This window comes from Ornithinibacillus proteolyticus (assembly GCF_039581225.1).
Lineage (GTDB): Bacteria > Bacillota > Bacilli > Bacillales > Amphibacillaceae > Ornithinibacillus > Ornithinibacillus massiliensis.
Map to the genome: position 1 here is coordinate 1 of NZ_JBCPXV010000035.1, position 20,323 is coordinate 20,323.

At 38.2% G+C, this 20,323-nt stretch carries 17 protein-coding genes and 2 pseudogenes; 8 read left to right on the plus strand and 11 right to left on the minus strand.

The window, feature by feature from the left end; all coding sequences use genetic code 11:
- Nucleotides 1-275 precede the first annotated feature (275 nt).
- From AAIB49_RS14765 to AAIB49_RS14795, 7 genes and pseudogenes are all read right to left on the minus strand, one after another.
- A pseudogene (locus AAIB49_RS14765) lies at nt 276-1,458 on the minus strand (MFS transporter).
- 73 nt (nt 1,459-1,531) lie between these two features.
- Nucleotides 1,532-2,350, minus strand: coding sequence for a MerR family transcriptional regulator (locus AAIB49_RS14770; RefSeq protein WP_343458463.1), 819 nt, complete (start codon nt 2,348-2,350; stop codon nt 1,532-1,534).
- Between the two features lie 213 nt (nt 2,351-2,563).
- Complete coding sequence (locus AAIB49_RS14775) at nt 2,564-3,088, minus strand: ClbS/DfsB family four-helix bundle protein (protein ID WP_339216381.1); 525 nt, start codon at nt 3,086-3,088, stop codon at nt 2,564-2,566.
- A gap of 95 nt (nt 3,089-3,183) precedes the next feature.
- Nucleotides 3,184-3,639: a hypothetical protein gene (locus AAIB49_RS14780; protein ID WP_343458464.1), complete on the minus strand. Its 456-nt coding sequence runs from the start codon at nt 3,637-3,639 to the stop codon at nt 3,184-3,186.
- A 121-nt stretch (nt 3,640-3,760) separates the two neighbouring features.
- Nucleotides 3,761-4,168 carry an NUDIX hydrolase gene (locus AAIB49_RS14785; protein ID WP_343458465.1) on the minus strand — a complete coding sequence of 136 codons (408 nt, stop codon included), beginning with the start codon at nt 4,166-4,168 and terminating at the stop codon, nt 3,761-3,763.
- Nucleotides 4,169-4,182: 14 nt separating this feature from the next.
- A complete protein-coding gene (locus AAIB49_RS14790; RefSeq protein ID WP_343458466.1) occupies nt 4,183-5,094 on the minus strand; it encodes a hypothetical protein in 912 nt (303 codons plus the stop codon).
- A 29-nt stretch (nt 5,095-5,123) separates the two neighbouring features.
- A complete protein-coding gene (locus AAIB49_RS14795; protein WP_339216387.1) occupies nt 5,124-5,510 on the minus strand; it encodes a hypothetical protein in 387 nt (128 codons plus the stop codon).
- Between the two features lie 225 nt (nt 5,511-5,735).
- On the opposite strand from AAIB49_RS14795, the gene AAIB49_RS14800 reads away from it, so the two are divergent.
- Both AAIB49_RS14800 and AAIB49_RS14805 read left to right on the plus strand, forming a co-directional pair.
- On the plus strand, nt 5,736-7,022 hold the full coding sequence (locus AAIB49_RS14800) for an acetyl-CoA hydrolase/transferase family protein (protein ID WP_343458467.1): 1,287 nt from the start codon (nt 5,736-5,738) through the stop codon (nt 7,020-7,022).
- Nucleotides 7,023-7,286: 264 nt separating this feature from the next.
- On the plus strand, nt 7,287-7,493 hold the full coding sequence (locus AAIB49_RS14805) for a hypothetical protein (RefSeq protein ID WP_343458468.1): 207 nt from the start codon (nt 7,287-7,289) through the stop codon (nt 7,491-7,493).
- A gap of 160 nt (nt 7,494-7,653) precedes the next feature.
- Here the strand turns inward: AAIB49_RS14805 and AAIB49_RS14810 are convergent, their stop codons facing one another.
- The 3 genes from AAIB49_RS14810 to AAIB49_RS14820 are packed head-to-tail and all read right to left on the minus strand — an operon-like array spanning nt 7,654 to nt 11,444.
- On the minus strand, nt 7,654-8,817 hold the full coding sequence (locus tag AAIB49_RS14810; protein WP_343458469.1) for a Ger(x)C family spore germination protein: 1,164 nt from the start codon (nt 8,815-8,817) through the stop codon (nt 7,654-7,656).
- Nucleotides 8,814-10,361 carry a spore germination protein gene (locus tag AAIB49_RS14815; protein WP_343458470.1) on the minus strand — a complete coding sequence of 516 codons (1,548 nt, stop codon included), beginning with the start codon at nt 10,359-10,361 and terminating at the stop codon, nt 8,814-8,816. The genes AAIB49_RS14810 and AAIB49_RS14815 overlap by 4 nt, the downstream gene beginning before the upstream one ends.
- A 9-nt stretch (nt 10,362-10,370) precedes the next feature.
- A complete protein-coding gene (locus AAIB49_RS14820) occupies nt 10,371-11,444 on the minus strand; it encodes a GerAB/ArcD/ProY family transporter (protein ID WP_343458471.1) in 1,074 nt (357 codons plus the stop codon).
- 257 nt (nt 11,445-11,701) lie between these two features.
- Between AAIB49_RS14820 and AAIB49_RS14825 the strand changes: the two are divergent.
- The 6 genes and pseudogenes from AAIB49_RS14825 to AAIB49_RS14850 form a co-directional block, all read left to right on the plus strand.
- Nucleotides 11,702-12,076, plus strand: a pseudogene (locus AAIB49_RS14825) (N-acetylmuramoyl-L-alanine amidase family protein); the annotation flags it as partial.
- Between the two features lie 581 nt (nt 12,077-12,657).
- On the plus strand, nt 12,658-12,957 hold the full coding sequence (locus AAIB49_RS14830) for a hypothetical protein (protein WP_343458472.1): 300 nt from the start codon (nt 12,658-12,660) through the stop codon (nt 12,955-12,957).
- A gap of 182 nt (nt 12,958-13,139) precedes the next feature.
- Complete coding sequence (locus tag AAIB49_RS14835) at nt 13,140-13,985, plus strand: aldo/keto reductase (protein WP_343458473.1); 846 nt, start codon at nt 13,140-13,142, stop codon at nt 13,983-13,985.
- Nucleotides 13,986-14,093: 108 nt separating this feature from the next.
- The gene (locus AAIB49_RS14840) at nt 14,094-14,885 is read left to right on the plus strand and encodes an ABC transporter ATP-binding protein (protein WP_343458474.1); all 792 of its coding nucleotides are present in this window, start codon (nt 14,094-14,096) and stop codon (nt 14,883-14,885) included.
- On the plus strand, nt 14,878-16,500 hold the full coding sequence (locus AAIB49_RS14845; protein WP_343458475.1) for a hypothetical protein: 1,623 nt from the start codon (nt 14,878-14,880) through the stop codon (nt 16,498-16,500). Before AAIB49_RS14840 ends, AAIB49_RS14845 begins: the two co-directional genes overlap by 8 nt.
- 174 nt (nt 16,501-16,674) lie before the next feature.
- Nucleotides 16,675-19,416: a bifunctional diguanylate cyclase/phosphodiesterase gene (locus AAIB49_RS14850; RefSeq protein ID WP_343458476.1), complete on the plus strand. Its 2,742-nt coding sequence runs from the start codon at nt 16,675-16,677 to the stop codon at nt 19,414-19,416.
- Between the two features lie 41 nt (nt 19,417-19,457).
- Here the strand turns inward: AAIB49_RS14850 and AAIB49_RS14855 are convergent, their stop codons facing one another.
- Nucleotides 19,458-20,102 carry a YczE/YyaS/YitT family protein gene (locus AAIB49_RS14855; RefSeq protein ID WP_343458477.1) on the minus strand — a complete coding sequence of 215 codons (645 nt, stop codon included), beginning with the start codon at nt 20,100-20,102 and terminating at the stop codon, nt 19,458-19,460.
- Nucleotides 20,103-20,323 lie beyond the last annotated feature (221 nt).

Consider the following 20,323-nt stretch of genomic DNA (forward strand, 5'->3'; position numbering starts at 1 on the left):
TGATGTAGTGGTCGGGAAACCAACTATATCTTATCACGAAGAGAGGCCTTTTTTAATTTTAATACCACGCTATAAGCTCTCCGGAACCCCCGGCATAGCCAGGGGTTTTCAAATGACACAAAAAAACAAGGTAATCTACTAATAAATTACCTTGTTGTTCATCATCACAAATAGAATTGGTTCCCTTTATCTTTAACTGGCGCTTTCATGTGGAATGGGAATACCTTCTCCTAACGATCTGTAATCCCCCATTAATAATACTTCATATAACAATACTAGGCTACCTTTCTCTTATTCATCAACCGCTTTTTCATGCTTAAATGGACAAGATATATAACTAGAAACACACCATAAACAGCTGTTCCAACAAGGTAAATTGCTTGATAAAAGGCAGCAGTAGCAACTAACCCTAATAGCAAGGAACCTCCACCAATACCTAAATCAAAGAAGTTAAAGAATGAAGCCATCGCATCCTCATGTTCATGTTCCTCGACTAAGTTCATACACCATGTCTGCACTGCTGGGAATATCGCCCCGAATCCAAACCCATAGAATATAGCAGCTGTTAAAATCATGCCGTTGCTGTTGGCAGCATATAGCATAATCATTCCAATAATCGCTAGTATAGAACCAGGTATTAGAATAATAGGCGGCCCATATAAATCAAACAATTTTCCCGAAATTAATCGAATAGCAAAACTTGCTGCAGCAATCAACAGGAAAAACAGTCCAACGTTAGTAAAATCCTTTTCAATTGCGTATAGAGAAAAGAAGGACATAATTCCCCCCGCAGCCCCTCCAATTAACAAAATAAGCAACGATGGAAACAGGACTCGTTTCTCTAGTATTTTCACGTTATGTTTCTCTTGTTTATCTAACGCTTTTCCTTTTGGTGCTCTTTTGATAAATATCGCCATAATTACAGCTAGAAAAAGAACGGACATTCCTCCTAGGAATAAGCGTTGAAAGTCAAATAATTCTAATGTCATAATTCCAATCATAGGACCTACCGATATAGCAATTGTTTCCCCAACGCCAAAGTAACCTATCCCTTCTCCTCGACGATCCTTAGGGGTTATTTCAGCAGCAAGAGTTGCAAAATACGTTGTAGCTAGTCCAAATCCAGCCCCATGAATCAAACGAATGATTAATAGCACACCTATATTCGTGGAAAGGTAATAAGCACCTGTGGATAATGCAATGATTATAATCCCTAAAATTAGAAGCACTTTTTTATCAAATTTAGCTGCAAGACTTCCTGCAAATGGGCGTATTAATATAGCAGATAACATGAAAATTCCTGTGACTAAACCAACCTGATTTGCTTCCCCCCCCTAAAGACGTAACAAATAACGGAAGGGTAGGTAATAACATTTCAAAAATCATAAAAACTAAAGCATTTGATACTAGTACAAAAATAAAAGATAAAGACCAGATTTTATTATTTGTATGTGTCATACGTTTTCTCTCCTTTATAAACATTCATGCTGAAAACCACTTACAAATAATAAACCCTCCTGTAAGGGTAGGGTCAATAGGAAACAGGTATTTGTATTTCGTAAAGATGATCTTCTCTTTTATTGGAGATATAATGGTCAACTATACTTCTTTCTATAGCATCTCCTATTATACGAAAACCGTTATCCTTTATGTATTGTAATAAAATATGGTAATACGGAGCTGAATCAAATTCTTCTCCTCTAAAATAAATACAGGCATACATCCCCTTCTGAAACGTTTTAACCAGGGGACTTTCAATATCTCCTTCTTCGATTAAGATAAAAATGGAGTTGTATTCATCAAACTTATTATCGTTTACATTATTTATGCTCACGGTAAGTCCAACACCGCCAATAAATATGGAAGATTTCATATTCGCCGAGTTCTCTAGCTGTCTAAGTGTTAGCTCCAATTCTGGTTCTGAGCTTATTTTTTCCATTAATCTTACTACTTTTCTTTCATTAACTTCCTTTATAGTTGGTACACCTAACTCCATTATAGTTCGAGCCAGTTTAATATCATTTATTCGGTTTTGAAATTGGCGCTGAACGCGTTCTAATTCCTTTATTTTTGTTTCTGTTAATTCTTTTTGTTTTTCTAATAATGCCAAGAAGTCGTCAATGTCCCGATGATATAAGTGGCTCTTAATCTCTTTTAAGGTAAATCCTATCTCCTTTAAATACTGGATAGTATTTAATTGTTCGAACTGCTCCGTGGAATAGTATCTATATCCATTGTTCTTATCGATCTCTACTGGTTTCAATAGATCAATTTCATCATAGTATCTTAGAGTCTTTATAGTAGTATTATGAAGTTTAGCCATTTCTCCAATAGAAAATCTATTTTTCATCTTGTTCATCCTTTTGTCATGTTTAGATACTCTAATGTGTACGATAGAATGTCTGACCCAAAGATAGCACAGAAAGGGAAAAGAATACTATCTCAACCTTTCTCCAAAGCTTATGCCGTTTTTTCAGTGGACATGTAAGAATTCCATTAGATCGTATGACCTATCCAACGATCAAATCTATTGCTCTGAAACCTTTTCCTAAGACAATCCTTCCTACCCAACCTTCCCCTCCGCTTCCCGTATAGAATCCGCTATAGCTTCACACTTCTTTATAGCCCAAACATAATGATTCGTTGTGTTTGCCGCAAAATAGCTGTATAGATTACTTGTTTTCGTCCACTTATAATATTTTTTCGTCATAATTTCTTCGTTGGTATGGGCTTTAATAAGCTTCATTACCCTCTCATGGCTTAGTTTCAACTTTTTGATAGCTTGATTTAATGTAACCTCTTGATAGTTTTCCCATATACGCATATTAAGCTGCTTGAGTGTTCTCCATTTAAACCCTGGTGCTGGCATCGAAGGAGTATCACCATCCATCCCTTCTCGATACCACCGCTCTAGCATGGCATGCCATTCATACAGATGCATAATCACATCACGAAAATTCTTATCTCTTTCGCTCGTTTCAATTGAAATACTCCTTTTTCTACTAGGTACCGATTCAATGATTTCGAATAATAATTGAAAATGATGCTCGCTATTTTGTATTAACATTGCCTTTTCACTTGTTTCCATCCCTTATCCTCCCTTTGTATATGTTCAATATCTTTGTTCTTGAATTCACAAAATCACGTGCAAAAAATCTTCACCATATCAAAGTGTAGTTGCCTCTACTTTAATAACCATGGAACATTCATCTTTATCTCAAGCTGAATAATTGACTCAGGGAACCCCTCAGGTACTAACGCCAAATCCTCCGTAAACCATACGTCAGCCTCACACTGTTCGATAGAATATGGAGTTAGCACCTCACTACTTATTACATTCGATGGCCAATTTTCTGGACCATCGATGATTCGACCAACAATATGATAAAAGATACCATATACATGTGTTCCATCCTGATTGGCTATGTAATGCGATATTTCCCCTTCTTTGCGCGGATCAATTCCAAGTGAGTGAAATAAAGCCTTTATTTCTTGTGGGAATGTTTCACATGCTAAAACAAAATTCGTACAGCCCTCGCAGTCACAGTCCTCCGTGATCAGATGAAAATGATCATAGAATTCTTTAGTTTTCATGACGTCTACCTCAATAATCCAAGAGCCTAATTCCATTTGTTTCATTGTCTCACCTAACTTGTTTTCATAGTCGTTACAAACCCGAAGTCAAATTCCATTTTGTGGTAACCCTTTTTTACCAGATTAGAAAATAGCACTCCACACAGTAAGCTTGTTTTCATCCCGATTAAAAATCCACATAAAACGGCTGCATGGTTTCGTCCAAGCAATATTCAATTCGCTGTCTAAAGTTTAAAACCGTCACCATCTCAAGCGCCTCTTCAATCGGAAAGAAACCAACCTCCAAACTTTCCGGACTAGTCGTCGGCACCCCTCCAATAGGCCTTCCTAAAAACAACGTATTACAGATAGATCGTTCTACATTTTGAAAAATTCCGCAGAACTTGATAATTTCTATATCAATACCAGATTCCTCTTTTGTCTCACGGATTGCGGCCGCCTTTATCGATTCCCCCTCTTCTACTTGACCTCCTGGCATTTCCCATCCTCTTCGTGGTCCTTTAATCAATAAGATTTCCTGTTTATCATTCAGCACAATTGCCGCCGCTGATAAACTATGCTTCGGTGCTACCATGTTTTAAATCCCCTTTATTCTTCGTTTATGATCTCTCTCTCAAACGTTTCTCCATTTGGGTAAGCTACCTTTAACACAAGCCTCATATCGTCATAAATATCGATATTATTTTTTTCAAAAGAGCTATTGCTCGGTCCTTCGTCAACCCTATCCAACTCTTCCTCACCAATAAGCTTTCCTTGTTGGTATTTTAGGAGTGATACGTTTTCCATAACATTGTCCAAGCCTTCTGCTACATAATGGTGTAAATACACTCGAAACACTTTATCCTCTAAATAAACACCTGTTTCCACATAGCCATACAATTCGGTTAAGAAATCATATAAGTATCCAGTTTGAATATCACCACTCTTGTATAAACCATCCTCATTTGCTACGGAAATATAATATTGAAATTGAGTGCTTTCGTATAGATTATCTGTGATTTCATTAGAAGGAACATCGTCCAATTCCTCTACATGACTTGTTACACCATATATTTCAGTAGGTTGCCAAATGGGACCCATACCTTCTTCAAGTGGAATAGAAGCCTCATATAGCCCTTGTTCTCTTTCGGTTGCAGGAATACTCGTGAATTGGTCATCCTCTTTAAGTGCATAATGAAACCTCACATCAGATTCATCCGCCAACTCTTTTACAAGCCAGGTAAACCGTAATTCACCATTACCAGCACTAGTGAAAATAACCTCTGTATCGACATTCCCAAGCCAGCTTTGTTGTTGTTGAATGTCCTCTAATAAACTCATTATCTCACTGGTCTGATTTTCTATCTCACTCGACATATATCGCTGGTCCGACTTTACCAGACCTATCTTATTTCCTAACTCATTTACTTTAGTTAGCAAATAAATGTTCAGGAACAAGCTAATGAAAAGCGCTGAAACAACGAAGATACAGGCGTATTTAATAAGCTTCTTCTCTTTCATACACTACCTCCTTATCGCAACTATTCGCCCTACATTCCCTCAGGTCTACTTTCTATTAAACCTTTAAAACTATGACGGTATTGCCACATTAATAAACCTTCTAATAGAACAACTAACACTGCCAAGAATAATAACTCTGAGTCGACGAAAATATGAAATGCCAAAATATTGACAATAATGCCCGCCAATACAACGATTGCTAGTGGCACAAAGCGGCGAATTAGAAGTAATATGCCAGCAATAATCTCAACACCTTTTTCCATGGCTAAGAGATACCCATCACCTAGAAACTCCATAGCTGCAGGACTTGTTGGAGCAAATGGTTCTAATCCAATTAATACAAAGTAACCATTCAAACCCGCTCCAAGAAAAATCAACCCCAGTACAATTTCACTGACCCGGGTTACCACATTCACATCGACTCCCCCCAATAAAGTAAAAGATTTCCTATACAATATTTTACCATTATTACAATAATAATTTATTAAAATTATTAAAAATCAATTTTCTTATTTCGATAATAATTAGATACCTCTATTTGGAAACGCTTTAATATTGATTGACTCGCTGTTTACCCTGTTGTTATAATTCCTATTAGTAAACTACTACTGTTCACACATCAAGAAGGGATGGAACCTACCATGCTTCCTCACGAAAAAATAGCATTAGCCAATACTCAATCAGAAATTTTATCAATTCTAACAAACTATCAACATATCATCGTCTCTATGGCAAATGGAGAACCCGATTATATTCTTAACTTGATTGATGAGCATCCAGAGGCCTTTACTAACCTCACCATTCACCAAATGCTAGAATTGAAGGATCGCCGATATATTCAAGGAGAATATCCGAATATCCGTTATGTATCCTATTTTCTAAGTAAATATGCTAGAAAATCCTTTTTAAATGGAACATGTGACTTAATTCCTAATCATTTTCACCAAATGCCACGCCTACTAGAAAAACGCTGTCCCAACCCATTGGTCGTAAGTCAAGCCTCTCCAATGGACGATGAAGGCTATTTTTCATTAGGTACGTCAGGTGATTATACAGCACACTTTATTGGGAAAGCGCCATTTGTTCTACAAGTAAATAACCATGTCCCAAAAACACATGGCAAAAATAGAATCCACATCTCTCAAATAGCTGGATTTATCCAATATGATCAATCACTACATGAACTACCGAACGCGCCAATCCGTGATATTGACCAACAAATAGCGGAATATGTTGCAGAGCGAATTGAGAATGGTTCCACACTTCAAGTTGGAATCGGTGGGATTCCAAATGCTGTAGTAAGTCTGTTAAAAGACCATCGTGATTTAGGAATTCATACTGAAATGCTGACCGATGGTGTGTATGACCTTGTGACAAACGGTGTCATTACTGGTACGAAGAAACATACCCACCCTGAAAAAATAATCGCCACCTTTGCTTTTGGGACCCAACGACTTTATGACTTTATGGATAATAATGAGCAAATCGAAATGTTACCTGTCAATCAAGTGAATGACCCGCGAGTCATAGCCGAAGAGGATAATATGGTAGCGATAAACGCTACGACGGAGATTGATTTTTATGGCCAATGCGCTTCAGAGACAGTCGCTGGCAAATACTATAGCTCCACAGGTGGACAAACTGATTTTGGCTCTGGTGTCCGTTTTGCTAAGAACGGAAAAGGATTTATCTGTCTTTATTCAACCGCCAAAAATGACACCATTTCTCGGATTAAACCAATAATAAGCCCGGCTTCGGTTGTGACCACATCCAAAAATGATGTCGACTATATCGTAACGGAATATGGAATTGCGCAACTACAAGGTAAATCCATTTTCGCCCGCACAAAAGCTTTAATCGACATTGCCCATCCAAAGTTCCGTGATGAGCTAACATATGAAGCGAAGAAAATGGGATTTTGGATTTAATTGCAAACGAAGTCGAGCTACATTATAAGGAGTACTGAATTAATTCAGGCTCCTTTTTGCCTTTATCGGAGCATTCTTGTGCAACTCAGTAATTTCTTAACCACCCACACAAAAGTTACTGACAAATCGTAAATACTTCCATTATCTATATTCCAACCCCACTCCTCCAATTATTCTTTTCCTCCTAAATAAGTTTCAGAAGTTGTAGTTAAATAATTCCAATGGGTAATAATAACGTTAATATAGCTTTATTGGAGGAAGAAAATGGAGAACTACCAAAATACAAACAAGGCAAGACGCTACAAGGCGCATGTTAGTATTTTTGGGACAACCCAATTACATTCACGAAACCCATGGACTATTGCCATGTGGTCTGCCGCCTTCCCAGGATTTGGCCACTTTCTTTTAAATAAATACTTTAGAGGATTTGCTTTATTTTTTTTGGGAAATTTTCATCAACCAAGTATCTAGTTTAAACTTAGCCATTGTCTATTCCTTTACAGGTCAATTTGGGGTTCCGTCAGGAAAATGCGGATTTACAACGTTAAACTATTTTTTTGGAAACAAAAACCTTGCTTCCCCAACGCTAAGCAGAAGAAGCAAGGTGAGTTAATAATTTCACTTGCCAGAATCACGAGGTGGATTCGACATGTTCATGTAATTTATATCTTCCAGGGTAAACAATATTCACCTCAACCTTTACATGGCGCAGGGAATCTTGGTTTAAAACGAGTTGCTGTTTTCCTGTGGCAATGCTCTTCCATTGATGTGGATGTTTGCGATACAAAGATTCGCCCAAATTGTAAATATCTATACCCTCTTTAAAAGCAGTTTGATACGTTTTGCGGATTTGCTCCTCTATTTTTTCCTGAGCCATTTGTGTGAGTTCCTTTTCGGTAAGGTCCGTATGCAATTCATTGATCCCCGCCTTCACTTTTACTGAAATATCGAAATAAGCCTTGTTCAATTTCACAATAGGAGTCACTTCATATTTGGGTTTTTCTGCGACAAGAACAGCCGCAAGCTTCTCTTCGGTAAACAAATCAAGAGGTACTCGGATCGTGTGAGTACTTAGCCAGGGCATTCCCGACAAATCCTTAAGATCCATTCGTCCATAATAATTGTTTAGATCATATACTTGTACGCCTGAATATCTAAGCTGCTCTTTTGGTTTATTACTTTCCTGCCATTGACCTTTGCGAAGCGATAATTCCGGTATATAACTGGTTCTAGCCTTTTCGTTTGAGTCCAGTACAAATTGTTGCAGGCGGACCGGAGCAAGGATAGAACGCTGTCTGAAATTTTGCTCGGGCTTGTGAAGAATGGATGCATTTGGCGATAATCTAAAAAATGGGGTTGCCAGCAAGATTTCTTCAAGAGGCTCTCTTGTGCTAAACAGCCAGGCCAAGTACCTTATTTCACGATAACGATTGATCAATTCCAGCACTTCTCCAACTTTGTTTTCCTTCATCAATCTCTCGCTGAACAAAATGGCAGAGATTTGTCCCAAGTTTAAGCGTTGTTGTGATGTACTGTACAAATCATTTACCGCCTCCGTAAACGAGGAACCTTCGCCTTTGCCCACCCAAACCGGGGGCTGCTCCGCTTTTTGCTGTCCCTCCAGCTTGGCCACTGTCGAGAAATCAAGCAATTGCACATATAAGGTGTATTGACCATCGACATAGTCTATTCCAACAGCCGTAGCATAGTTCATGTTTTGCACTTCATATCTGCTCCAGCAACCGGTAAGGGTGAGAAGAAGGAAAAGTGCAACCATACTTTTATATCTCATCATTTATGCCTGTCCCCTTGCCTTGTAGAATCTCGTGTCTTCAACATGTCCGGTCGAGTGTTTCGCCATGGCCAAGGTAATCGAAACAAAGCGTTGGCCAAGTCTTTAAATGGAGGTGATATTGGGGCCAAGTAAGGCAAGCCGCATGAACGCAATGAGGCTAAATGGCTGAGCACAATAAATACTCCAAGAAAGAAGCCATAAATGCCAAGCATGGCAGACAGAATGAAAAGAAAAAAGCGTAAGATACTAATTGTTCCAGCCAATGATAGGCTCGATAAAGTTGAACCAAAGATTTGTGTAATTGCTCCGATGACAACAATACCAGGGGATAAGAATCCTGCACGAATGCCTGCATCCCCCAGGATAAGTCCTCCTACAACCGTTACCGTGCTGCCGACCGCAGAAGGGAGTCGGGTACCAGCTTCCCGCAGGATTTCTAAGAAGATAAGTGCAATAAACATTTCAGTTGCCACATCAAAAGGGATTCCCAACCGGTTAATCCCCAAAGTGGCAAGCAGATAATAGGGCAGCTGATCTTGATGATAGGAAAGAATGGCAACAAAAAATGCAGGAAGCAGTAGCGATACGGACAAACCAAGTAAACGAAGCGTTTGACCAAATGTAGCTGACAAAGCAGTAAAGTGGATATCTTCGGGTGCTTTCACAAGCAAAAATAAATTGGCAGGCGCAATCAACGCAGCTGGTGTACCATCCACAATCAACGCTACACGGCCATTTAGCATACAGTTCACGGTAAAGTCTGGTCTGCCTGTATACCCCATCAAAGGAAATAATGCTTTTGTCGGTTCCATTAATTCTTCTAGCTGAGTGGCGCTAAACGCTCCGTCAATGTGAAGATCATCTAATTTATTCTTTACATCTTGAACAATCTTAGGATCAACAATGTCACGCATGTATAGAATCGCAACGGTTGTTTTCGTGCGAACGCCTACTTTTTTCGTTTCATAAACCATACTGGTTGATTTGATTCGTTTCCGAATTAACGCCACATTGACTCCAAGTTCTTCCACAAATCCATCCTTTGGTCCACGTACCGAGACCTCAATACTGGATTCTTCCGGATTTCGCGCTGGTTTTTTTGAGATATCGAGGGAGAATAAGGAGCGTAGGGTCGGAATAAACAAAAGCAGTTTGCCTTCAAAAATATCCGTTTCGGCCGTTTGCTCCCACTCTTCAAGAGTAACGAACTCTAATTGCAGTTGGCTCGACTCGACCATTTCCTCCTGATGATGAAAACCATTGTTTTCATAAAATCGGGTCAAATGAGGAAGCACAGTTTCATGAATGAATGTTTGGTTGTCACTTAACCCCTCACAATAAAGCAATAGGATTCTCGATTGTTCATCATCAGGGTTTAATTTGTAAACATGGTGCTTAACATCTTGACACATTTTAAAGTGTTGGATGAGTGATTGTTCATTAAGTGGTTGCAAGACTGTTGCCTCTGTATTAGGCGATGGCCTCTTGCTTTCTGCCCCCTGATTTCCAAATAATCTTTTCATTCGTCGGAATAGTTTATTCATCCTAGCTAGTCACTCCTTTTGGCGAATTCTTGAGATGATCATTCGACCAACATACAGGATCAAGGTCCCTACTGTAAAGATACAAAATGAAGGAAAATAAAACCTTCCTAACAAGTCTAGAAAAGCCATGTCGCTCATCGGCAGCAAAATGGCAACAAGCATGGCCAATGCGCCAAATAACACGGGTAACCATCTGCGTTTTTGTAAATTCCACAATTCTCCCAAGAGATAGATAGAAAGGGACACACGAATAAATGTACCGGATAGCCACTGATAAATCGAAAAAAAATCGACATGCTCCACATATTCTCCCAGTCTCACGATTCTCCATTGAGCGTAAGCGGGGTATCTCTGGTTAGCCGCTTCATCAGGGCCGAACATCGTAATCGATCCCATCAATGGTCCTAACGTAAGTCCTGTAAGGATGAAGCACATCAACATCAAGCTTTTAAATCCTAGTTTCTTTGTTAATTTGTGCTGAATCAGCAACATCAAGAAAGACAACTCCAGCAATCCCCCGGCAACGTAAGGAACACCTTTCCATAATGGAGCTGTCCCGTTTTCTAACAAAGGAAAAAGCAGGGTATAATCTTTAAACTGAAAATTGGCAATCGCCACAAGATGACCTAGAATAACAACAAATGGCAACAATATTCCGCTCACAATTGCAATTGTACGGAGTCCTTGAAAAGCAGCAAAGAAGCATGCAACAAGTGTAGTTCCCGCAAGAACTAGTATCGGTGTTTGCGGCAAGTAAGATGCGATTGTCCATGTTAGAGTATCTTTTAAGGAAATAAAGCCCATGAGCCATAATAACAAACTATAAATAATCACTAAGATTGCAGATAAAAACTTTCCAAAGTGCTGATCTAGCCACTTTTTAATGTGTTGATTGTTCATGTTTTGAATGATGTAGTTCAAGCAACCAATCCAAACAGGTGAAGCGACAAAAACAAGAAGCACTACGAGCCAGGCATCTCGCTTTGATGCTTCGAGTAGTAAAGGGATAATAATCACGTGGTTCATTAATCCAACCGAAAGGATAATAATCATGTATGACTGAATAGGAGTAATCTTAGGCAAAAACTCACCTCAAATCCAACAATTGGAAATAGAAACATCATGAGCTATAATTCCCTTAACAACTTCGTTCTATTCATCTGATATTAAGCTAGTCCTGGCTTATATCGGCCGGACCAACTTAGAGCAAGAAAAAAATGCTAAGCCCGTCACATCAAAGGCTTAGCGTATATTTTGTTCATCCAGCCTAGTTATCCATTTTGATAAAACTTTAACGTGCTTGCAGTCAAGCAACCGTTATCCCAACGAGGTGGTGTAAAATGTTTAAATTATATTTAGATCCTGGTCACGGGAGAATGGACCCAGGAGCTATTGGCAATGGGATGCAGGAAAAAGAAATTACCTTAAATATTTCCCATAGCATCCGAAATCTCTTGGAAAACCATTATGAAGGCCTGTAAATTAAAATGAGTAGAACAGCAGATATTACGCGCAGCTTGAAAGAACGTACAGATGATGCGAATGCTTGGGGTGCAGATTATTTTCTATCCATCCACGTTAATGCATTTAACGGTTCAGCTCATGGGTATGAAGATTATATTCATAACAGTTTGTCTGATTCATCGAGAGCAATTTGGGATAGTTATCGTACTACTGTCGACATAAACAACATTTATTTACTAGCAAAAAAAGAGGATAGTCGGTTTAATTCATTCACTATAGGTAACTTTGAGATTAATTACTTGGATAAACGAAGCCCCATATTAGCTACCTTATGGGCTATAGCTATCCCAAGTGTCGGTCAGATTTATGTTCATCGGATTATCCTTGCTAGCTTTACCCTTATATGGACCGCTATTTTTGTGTATAATTCGCATTTTCTTGAGGCAGTCATTTACTTGGTAAACGGGGATCTGAGTAAATCAAATGCTGTATTAGATGCCCAATGGTTTTTATATATTCCTTCTTTTTACTTTTTTTCTATTTATGATTCGTACACGAGTACGGTTGAGAATAATAAACTGTTTGAAGATGAACAAAGAAAGTTTTTAAAAAGTCATTATCAGGATTATACATTTAAATTAACTAATACAGGTAAGGTGAATAACATGCAAATATTTGCTACATTCGAACATTCAACCTATCTCGAATTAGCTATAGCTGAATTGGAGGAACAAGGTATTACCAATATATTGGCATTACCATTAAAGAATCGTACAGAAGAAAGAAAGAAAGAAAGCTGTTCGATAATCTTCACCAATCTGATGGTGTCTCCATGATATCGAAAGCAATGATATTGGCATTTCTCACTTCAACCTTTGCAGCAGCAAAAGGATTCGCCTGGGAATGGGGGCCGATCATCTGGGGATTAATCGGAGCTGGTATCGGGATGGCTATCGGGTTCGGTTACGATTTATTGATGAAAAAAGTGATAAAAAAGAAACAAAGGCAATTAAGAGGAAAAAATTCTGAAGTAATACTTATCGTTGAATGTGAAGAGCATCAAAAAAAGGATGTAATTAGCATTTTACGAGATCGTTTAGCATTTGGAATTGCTGAACTTAGTCCAAAGTAGGCATGACGAGAAGCAGCTTATTCAAATGAAATAGCTGCTTTTCCTATCGGCTGGATTTCTCATTCATTCCCCTATTCTGCTATGACGCTTCCTGTAAATTCAAGCAACAGAATCGATTAATTCCCTTTCCTATGATAAGCTTTCACTATAGCTTTAATAATAACTACATAGGAGTGATATTCATGACAAACGCAATGATTCCAGAAATAACATTAAATGATGGTAATCGCATTCCTGCTGTTGGTTTTGGTACATATAAACTGAAAGGAAATGAAGGCGTAGCAGCAATTGAAAGTGCGATTAATCACGGCTACCGCCTGCTTGACTCTGCTTATAATTATGAAAATGAAGGAACTGTTGGGGAGGCAATACGTAGAACCTCAGTCCCTCGCGAACAACTACAGATTACATCAAAGCTTCCTGGAAGATATCACAATTATAAGGATGCGGTGACAACTGTACAAGAATCCCTCTATCGCGCCAATCTAGATTACTATGATATTTACTTGATTCACTGGCCAAACCCGAATCGTGAATTATATGTGGAAGCTTGGCAAGCATTAATCGATGCAAAAAAATGGGGCTTAATCCGTACTATCGGCGTATGTAACTTCTTACCTGAGCACCTAACGAAGCTTGAAAAAGAGACTGGTGTATTACCAGCAATTAACCAAATTGAACTTCATCCATTCTTTAACCAAGAAGATCAACGCAAATGGCATGAGGAACATAGTGTGGTGACCGAATCCTGGAGTCCTTTAGCTCGTGCTAATGATGTATTTGAACACGAAACGTTGAAGAAAGTCGCAGAAAAACACAACAAAACAGTTTCCCAAGTAGTCCTCCGCTGGCATTATCAATTAGGAGCTGTCGCAATTCCTAAATCAGCTACTCCTACTCGTCAGCTCGAGAACATCTCCATCTTTGATTTCAGCTTAGATGCGGATGATATGCAAACCATCGCTAGCCTCACCCGTCCTGATGGTCGCCTTAAAGGACAAGACCCAGCTGTATATGAAGAATTTTAATCTGTAATCATGCTCTCTACAAAAGTAGGGAGCTTTTTTCTCCTATTGCATTCCTTTCCCCACATTGATATGGTAAAAGTAACCAGATTAATAGAAAGGATTTTTGGGATGAATGAGAAAGTATTATCACTAAACGACTTAACCATGAGTTATTCAGGAAAAACTGTGTTAAACGGCATCAATCTAGATGTCTACCGGGGACAAATAATCGGCTATATCGGGCCCAATGGTGCTGGGAAAAGCACGACATTAAAAATCATCCTTGGCCTAGTAGAAGGATATGGTGGAACAGTAGAAATATTAGGTGAAAATATTGCTTCAAGTAATGACGCTTATAAACAAAAAATCGGCTATGTCCCAGAAAATGCAGAGATTTATGATACATTAACTGCAGCCGAATACCTAACCTTCATCGGAGAGCTCTACGGATTAGAACGACAAAAGGCAGAGGATAAAGCATTACGATTACTGCAACAATTCGATATGGAAGAAGTCTTTCACGCTAGAATCTCCTCCTTTTCCAAAGGAATGCGGCAAAAGGTATTAATCATCTCCAGTCTATTACATAATCCCGATATTATTTTCCTTGATGAGCCACTGAGTGGACTCGATGCCAACAGTGTTATGATCATTAAGGATATGCTAGAAGCCTTAGCTAACCAAGGAAAAACCATCTTCTACTCCTCCCATATCATGGATGTGGTAGAGAAAATCAGTAACCGAATTGTCTTACTAGTCAATGGCAAAATTGCTGCCGATGGCTCCTTTGATAAGTTAAAAGCGCAAAGCCAAGAAGGCTCATTAGAGGGGATATTCAATCAGCTAACTGGATTTGATGTACATAAAGTAACAGCGGAGAACATTGTATCCATCGTGACAGAGGATGGTCATCATGAGTAACTTTCGCACATTAAAGCTACTTGATCGCTTCCAATTTGTCTTTACTAAGCTTGATATTGATTACCCTGTCATGCGAAAAATCGTAGAAATCAAGCTCACCATGGATTCTAGACGTGTTCCAACACTATTGAATGATATGAAGAAAAAGGAAGGGAATCAGTTTTTAAAGTCTCTCTGGATATATGCCTTATATGGTATTCTGCTTATCCCATTTCTTTTTATAGGGAATAGCTATATGCTTCAGTCGAGCATCATGCTCGCCATTGCGATGTTTATTCTAATGACTTCCATGATTTCCGACTATTCCTCCGTATTATTAGATGTTCGGGATAAGGTCATATTGAATTCGAAACCAATCAACACAAGGACCATCAATGCCGCTAAGCTAGTACATATTGCCATTTATCTAGCCATACTGACCGGTGCCTTTATCGGCATACCAGCCATCGTTATGCTCTTTGTACATGGTATCTGGTATTTTCTCATATTTATTCTAGAGATTATTTTACTAGATTTGTTCATTATGGCCTTAACAGCATTAGCCTACATTCTGATCTTGCGTTTTTTTGATGGGGAAAAGTTAAAAGATATTATTAACTATGTACAAATTTTCCTCGCGGTCGGTATTGTTATTGGCTATCAAGTTATTATTCGTGTATTTGACTTCATGGATATGAATGTCACCTATGTCTTTAGCTGGTGGCACGTCTTCATGCCACCATTATGGTTCAGTGCACCATTTGAGCTTCTCTTAAATCATAATTATACGCCAGAAATTATCCTACTATCGGCAATGGCTATCATTGTTCCATTACTGTCTATTATGCTATATTACTGGTTAATGCCTTCATTTGAGAAGAACCTACAGAAATTAATGGAGGAATCGGGTAAGAAGAAAAAGGAAACATGGAGTCTCGACAGACTGTTTGAAAGGCTAATTTGCTTCAGCAAAGAAGAACGTACCTTTTATCGATTTGCCTCCATCATGATTAGTCGGGAGAGAGATTTTAAATTAAAAGTGTATCCTTCCTTAGGGATGGCATTAGTTTTTCCATTTATCTTTCTATACAATAATATCAGTTTAATGGATTCTGTCGACTGGGGAAATAGCAAAGCTTATTTAACACTTTATTTCGCTAATATTATTATCGGTGCCGTCGTCTATATGCTGCAATTTTCGAGTAAGTATAAAGGTGCATGGATTTTCCAAACAACACCAATACATAGTGAATCTAGAGTGTACAGCGCGACCTTAAAAGCCTTTCTCGTAAAACTATATTTACCGGTTTTTCTTATATTATCAGTCGTGTATTGTTGGATTTTTTCAATCCGTATTATACCAGATATTCTCGTTATCCTTTTCACGGCGATTTTACAAGTACTCCTTTCCTATAAATTATTTAATACTGGAAAGTTTCCATTTACGCGGCCTTTTGAATCTGCACAGCAGGGCGGTGCTACTGCCGGGATTGTCATCGTATTAATGCTTCTAGTTGGGGTCTTGGCACTGATTCATTTCCTCGTTTCTCTCATAACGATTGGGGTCTATATCTACCTAGCATTAGTAGCAATTCTAACCATCGTTCTCTGGAAAATGACGTTTCGGAAAAGATAGAAAAGAAGTGGGACGCTCTAACAAAACGTTCCACTTCTTTCTTCCTATTCCATTAATAACCAAATACCCCTTGTTATTCCATTTCATTTTAAGATAGTCTGCTATAAGATTAAGTGGTACTATGTTGGAAATACTAACAATAAAGGAACATGTATATTTAGGAGTGACAGCAACATGATGCATTCATCTTATAGCCCTATCTTAACCACTTTTTCAGTGATTATCTTTATTCTATCTATCTACACCTCATTCATTTTAGTAGAAAGAATCTTTGATGGACTTCGTTCACACAAAATATTTTGGATCATAGCAGGAGCATTTGTGATGGCAACTGGTCTTTTTTCTTTTCATTTTATTGTCATCATCGCCCATCACATTTCATTTCCACTAAACTATAATTTAGAAATATTAATCGTGTCCTTTCTATTTGCCCTAATGTCATCGTTTGCTGCTTTTCTAACACTTTATGTTTCGCAACTGACAAAGGCAAAAGCTTGCCTAAGTGTGTTTATTATGGCTTCCGGCATTTTTCTATTACATTATTCCGCAATACTCGCGATGAATGAACCACTTATTATTCAATTTAGCTCGTTATCATTTGGATTAACGATTGTCTTGGCTTTCGTATTTGCCATCTTAACGGTTATGATGTTCAAGCAAATAAGACATCGGACCGCTCATAGTTTTACACGGGCAGGAGGCAATGCAATCCTATTAGGGATTACGATATCTGCCCTACAATATGTTGGGATAGGAGCAATCGAAATTCTCCCTCATGTTCATAATGAAAGAGGCCCTACAGATATTGACACGTTTACTTTAGGTATCATTTTATCGAGTACATCTTCTATGATTATTATCGTTACCTTGTGCATCGCCTGGTTTGATTATCGTTCCTTACAAAAACAGAAACAGCTAATCAATCAAAATAAGCATAGTGAAATGCGTTACCGCGATTTAGTTGAATTTTCCCCTGAGCCCTTACTTGTCCATGATGGAAAACGAATACTATTCGCGAATGATATTTGTATCAAATGCTTACGAGCATCAAATAAAAACGAAATCATAGGTAAACCACTGAAGGATTTCATTCATCCCGATTACCAGCGAATTGCAAAGCAACATGTAAAAAATTTACCCGATCAAAAGCAGGTAGACTTTATCGAAATGAAATTCGTCGCACTGGATGGTTCATTAATTGATGCTGAAATAAAGAGTTATCCGATTGTGTTTGAGCATAAACCAGCGATTCAATTAATCGTCCGAGATATTACAGAACAAAAAAAAGTAAGACGAGAACTGGAGGATAAACAACAACGTTATTCCTCTTTGTTTGATAATAATCCAGACCCTGTATTTTTATTAAATGCGGATGGCATTTTCCAAGATATAAATACTTCTGGTGGGAAGTTAATAGGCTATACAAAAGAAGACCTACTTCAAATGTCCTACCAAGAAGTAGTTGATACAGCACATTTAGATGTCGCAATAGAGAACTTTAAGAAAACCATTTCAGGTAAGCCACAAGCATTTGAATTAAATGTGAAGGCGAGAAATGGTAGTAGCATTCCCGTTAACATTACTACCATTCCAATTACGATTGAAGGTGAGATTACTGGTATATTTGGTATTTCAAAGGATCTTACAAAAGAAAAGCAAGCTCTACAGCAAATCAAGCATCTAGCCTATACCGACCAATTGACTGGACTCCCAAATCGTAGATGGTTTAATCAGCACTTGTCAGAAGTAATTAACCGCTCTGAAGAATACCCGAATTCATTAGCCATTCTAGTAATCGATTTTGATGATTTTAAAGATATTAACGACTTATTAGGCCATCATATGGGCGATACGTTCCTTAAGCATGTCGCCAAAAAGCTACAAAACAGTGTTAGAGAACAGGATCAAATAGCTAGAATTGGCGGAGATGAATTTATCATTACATTAGAAAATGTGACAAAAGCGGAAGCGGAGCAAGTAGCAGAAAGAATACTCGACGTCATGAATCAACCAGTTGACTTAGCAGGGAACGACTTAATCATAACGCTCTCTATCGGCATTAGTATCCTTCACAACTGTTCCATCGAAGTAGAAACATTAATCAAACAAGCAGATTTAGCAATGTACTTAGCCAAACAAAAAGGAAAAAATAACTATCAATTTTACAATGACCAGTTAAATGAAAAGGTGAAGAGACGACTTTATTTAGAAAACGCCTTAAGAAAATCGATCGAAAATGATGAGCTAACACTGTATTATCAACCACAAATTGAATTAAGCACTAGAAAGCTAGTTGGATTAGAGGCATTGCTTAGATGGAATCTAGAAGATGAACAAGTCTCTCCAGCTGAATTTATTCCAATTGCCGAAAAGACTGGCCTAATAGTCCCTATCGGCGAGTGGATTCTTCGGGAGGCTTGTCGGCAAATTGGCAGGTGGAAGGATCATCCTTATCTTCATGTCCCTGTTTCTGTCAATGTATCTGCTAGACAATTAGTCGAGCCAAGCTTTACGAAAAGAATCTATCAAATATTAATGGAAGAAAGCATTGACCCTAAATATCTTAAGCTAGAAATAACCGAAAGTGTCATGATGGACATAGAGGACTCAACCTCTATAGTAAACGAATTACAGGCACTAGGTTTAAAAATCGCAATTGATGATTTCGGAACAGGCTATTCATCCTTACACCTTATTACTAGTCTCGATTTTGAAACACTGAAGATTGATAAAACACTTGTCGATATTCATAATACAAGAAAGATGCGCGTATTAAAGGCGATAATCCAGTCCATCGACAGACCAGTTGTCATTGAAGGTATTGAAACCGAGGAAGAATACCAAGTTTTAAAGGATTTTAATGCTATAGGACAAGGCTACTATTTCGCTAGCCCGCTCCCACCAGAACAATTATAAAAAAGGACAGGTGCTCCCATTTTCAGGGTACCTGTCCTTCTTTATGCACTAGATTTCGAAATATGCTTTTGTTGGTACCTTTGGTCTATAATCCCTAGGAATGCTTTAAACTTTTTAAACGTAAAAGCAAATACAGGACTTTGAACAAAGGTAAAAATAAACGTAAAGATAAATACAGGTCCTCCTAAAAGGAAACCAATCACCAATACAAGTGTCTCCACTAGGATGCGGATGGTTCCAATGGACTTACCCAGTTTATCGGAAATCGATAACATAAATCCATCCCGCGGTCCTGCCCCTACTTCAGCTGAATTGTATAGTCCGCCACCGAAGCCCATCGTAATGATCGCCACAACCATTACGAGATAATCTGTCCATGTATGTGTTGCATTTGGTAGGAAATCAATCCATAAAAACATATCAACAAATACACCTACGAGAATTCCATTTAAAAAGGTACCTAATTTCACATAACTCTTATCCAAGATTAACGCGACAATAATTAATAATACCGAAATAATAATCGCCCAGGAACCGATAGACAAGCCAAATTTATCAAAGAGTGCTACATTTAACACATCCCATGGATGAATTCCTAGATATTGCATTTTCAAAGCAATGGTAATTCCATAACTAAAAATTAACAATCCTAGCATATAAAATGACCAACGAATAAAACGTATCATATTTCCCCTTCTTTCTGTCCTTATCATAGTATGATTTTGAATATAATGAAAGATTTCTGAACCGAAATAGGAACACATTATTTCGTCGTAAATAGGACAGGAAAGTATTGTAAGGATTCCCGTCGGCTATTCTGAGATTGACTAGCTGGACTAGGACTCGCATATGCAAATAACCTTGAAAATAAAAAGGAGCAGCACTTCAGAATCGCTATTTTTCTGAC

Bases quoted from the DNA above. Each gene is read 5' to 3' on its own strand.
- AAIB49_RS14770 (WP_343458463.1), bottom strand. From the start codon at position 2,350: ATGAAAAATAGATTTTCTATTGGAGAAATGGCTAAACTTCATAATACT.
- AAIB49_RS14775 (WP_339216381.1), bottom strand. From the start codon at position 3,088: ATGGAAACAAGTGAAAAGGCAATGTTAATACAAAATAGCGAGCATCAT.
- AAIB49_RS14780 (WP_343458464.1), bottom strand. From the start codon at position 3,639: ATGAAACAAATGGAATTAGGCTCTTGGATTATTGAGGTAGACGTCATG.
- AAIB49_RS14785 (WP_343458465.1), bottom strand. From the start codon at position 4,168: ATGGTAGCACCGAAGCATAGTTTATCAGCGGCGGCAATTGTGCTGAAT.
- AAIB49_RS14790 (WP_343458466.1), bottom strand. From the start codon at position 5,094: ATGAAAGAGAAGAAGCTTATTAAATACGCCTGTATCTTCGTTGTTTCA.
- AAIB49_RS14800 (WP_343458467.1), top strand. From the start codon at position 5,736: ATGCTTCCTCACGAAAAAATAGCATTAGCCAATACTCAATCAGAAATT.
- AAIB49_RS14805 (WP_343458468.1), top strand. From the start codon at position 7,287: ATGGAGAACTACCAAAATACAAACAAGGCAAGACGCTACAAGGCGCAT.
- AAIB49_RS14810 (WP_343458469.1), bottom strand. From the start codon at position 8,817: ATGATGAGATATAAAAGTATGGTTGCACTTTTCCTTCTTCTCACCCTT.
- AAIB49_RS14815 (WP_343458470.1), bottom strand. From the start codon at position 10,361: ATGAATAAACTATTCCGACGAATGAAAAGATTATTTGGAAATCAGGGG.
- AAIB49_RS14830 (WP_343458472.1), top strand. From the start codon at position 12,658: ATGATATCGAAAGCAATGATATTGGCATTTCTCACTTCAACCTTTGCA.
- AAIB49_RS14835 (WP_343458473.1), top strand. From the start codon at position 13,140: ATGACAAACGCAATGATTCCAGAAATAACATTAAATGATGGTAATCGC.
- AAIB49_RS14840 (WP_343458474.1), top strand. From the start codon at position 14,094: ATGAATGAGAAAGTATTATCACTAAACGACTTAACCATGAGTTATTCA.
- AAIB49_RS14845 (WP_343458475.1), top strand. From the start codon at position 14,878: ATGAGTAACTTTCGCACATTAAAGCTACTTGATCGCTTCCAATTTGTC.
- AAIB49_RS14850 (WP_343458476.1), top strand. From the start codon at position 16,675: ATGATGCATTCATCTTATAGCCCTATCTTAACCACTTTTTCAGTGATT.
- AAIB49_RS14855 (WP_343458477.1), bottom strand. From the start codon at position 20,102: ATGATACGTTTTATTCGTTGGTCATTTTATATGCTAGGATTGTTAATT.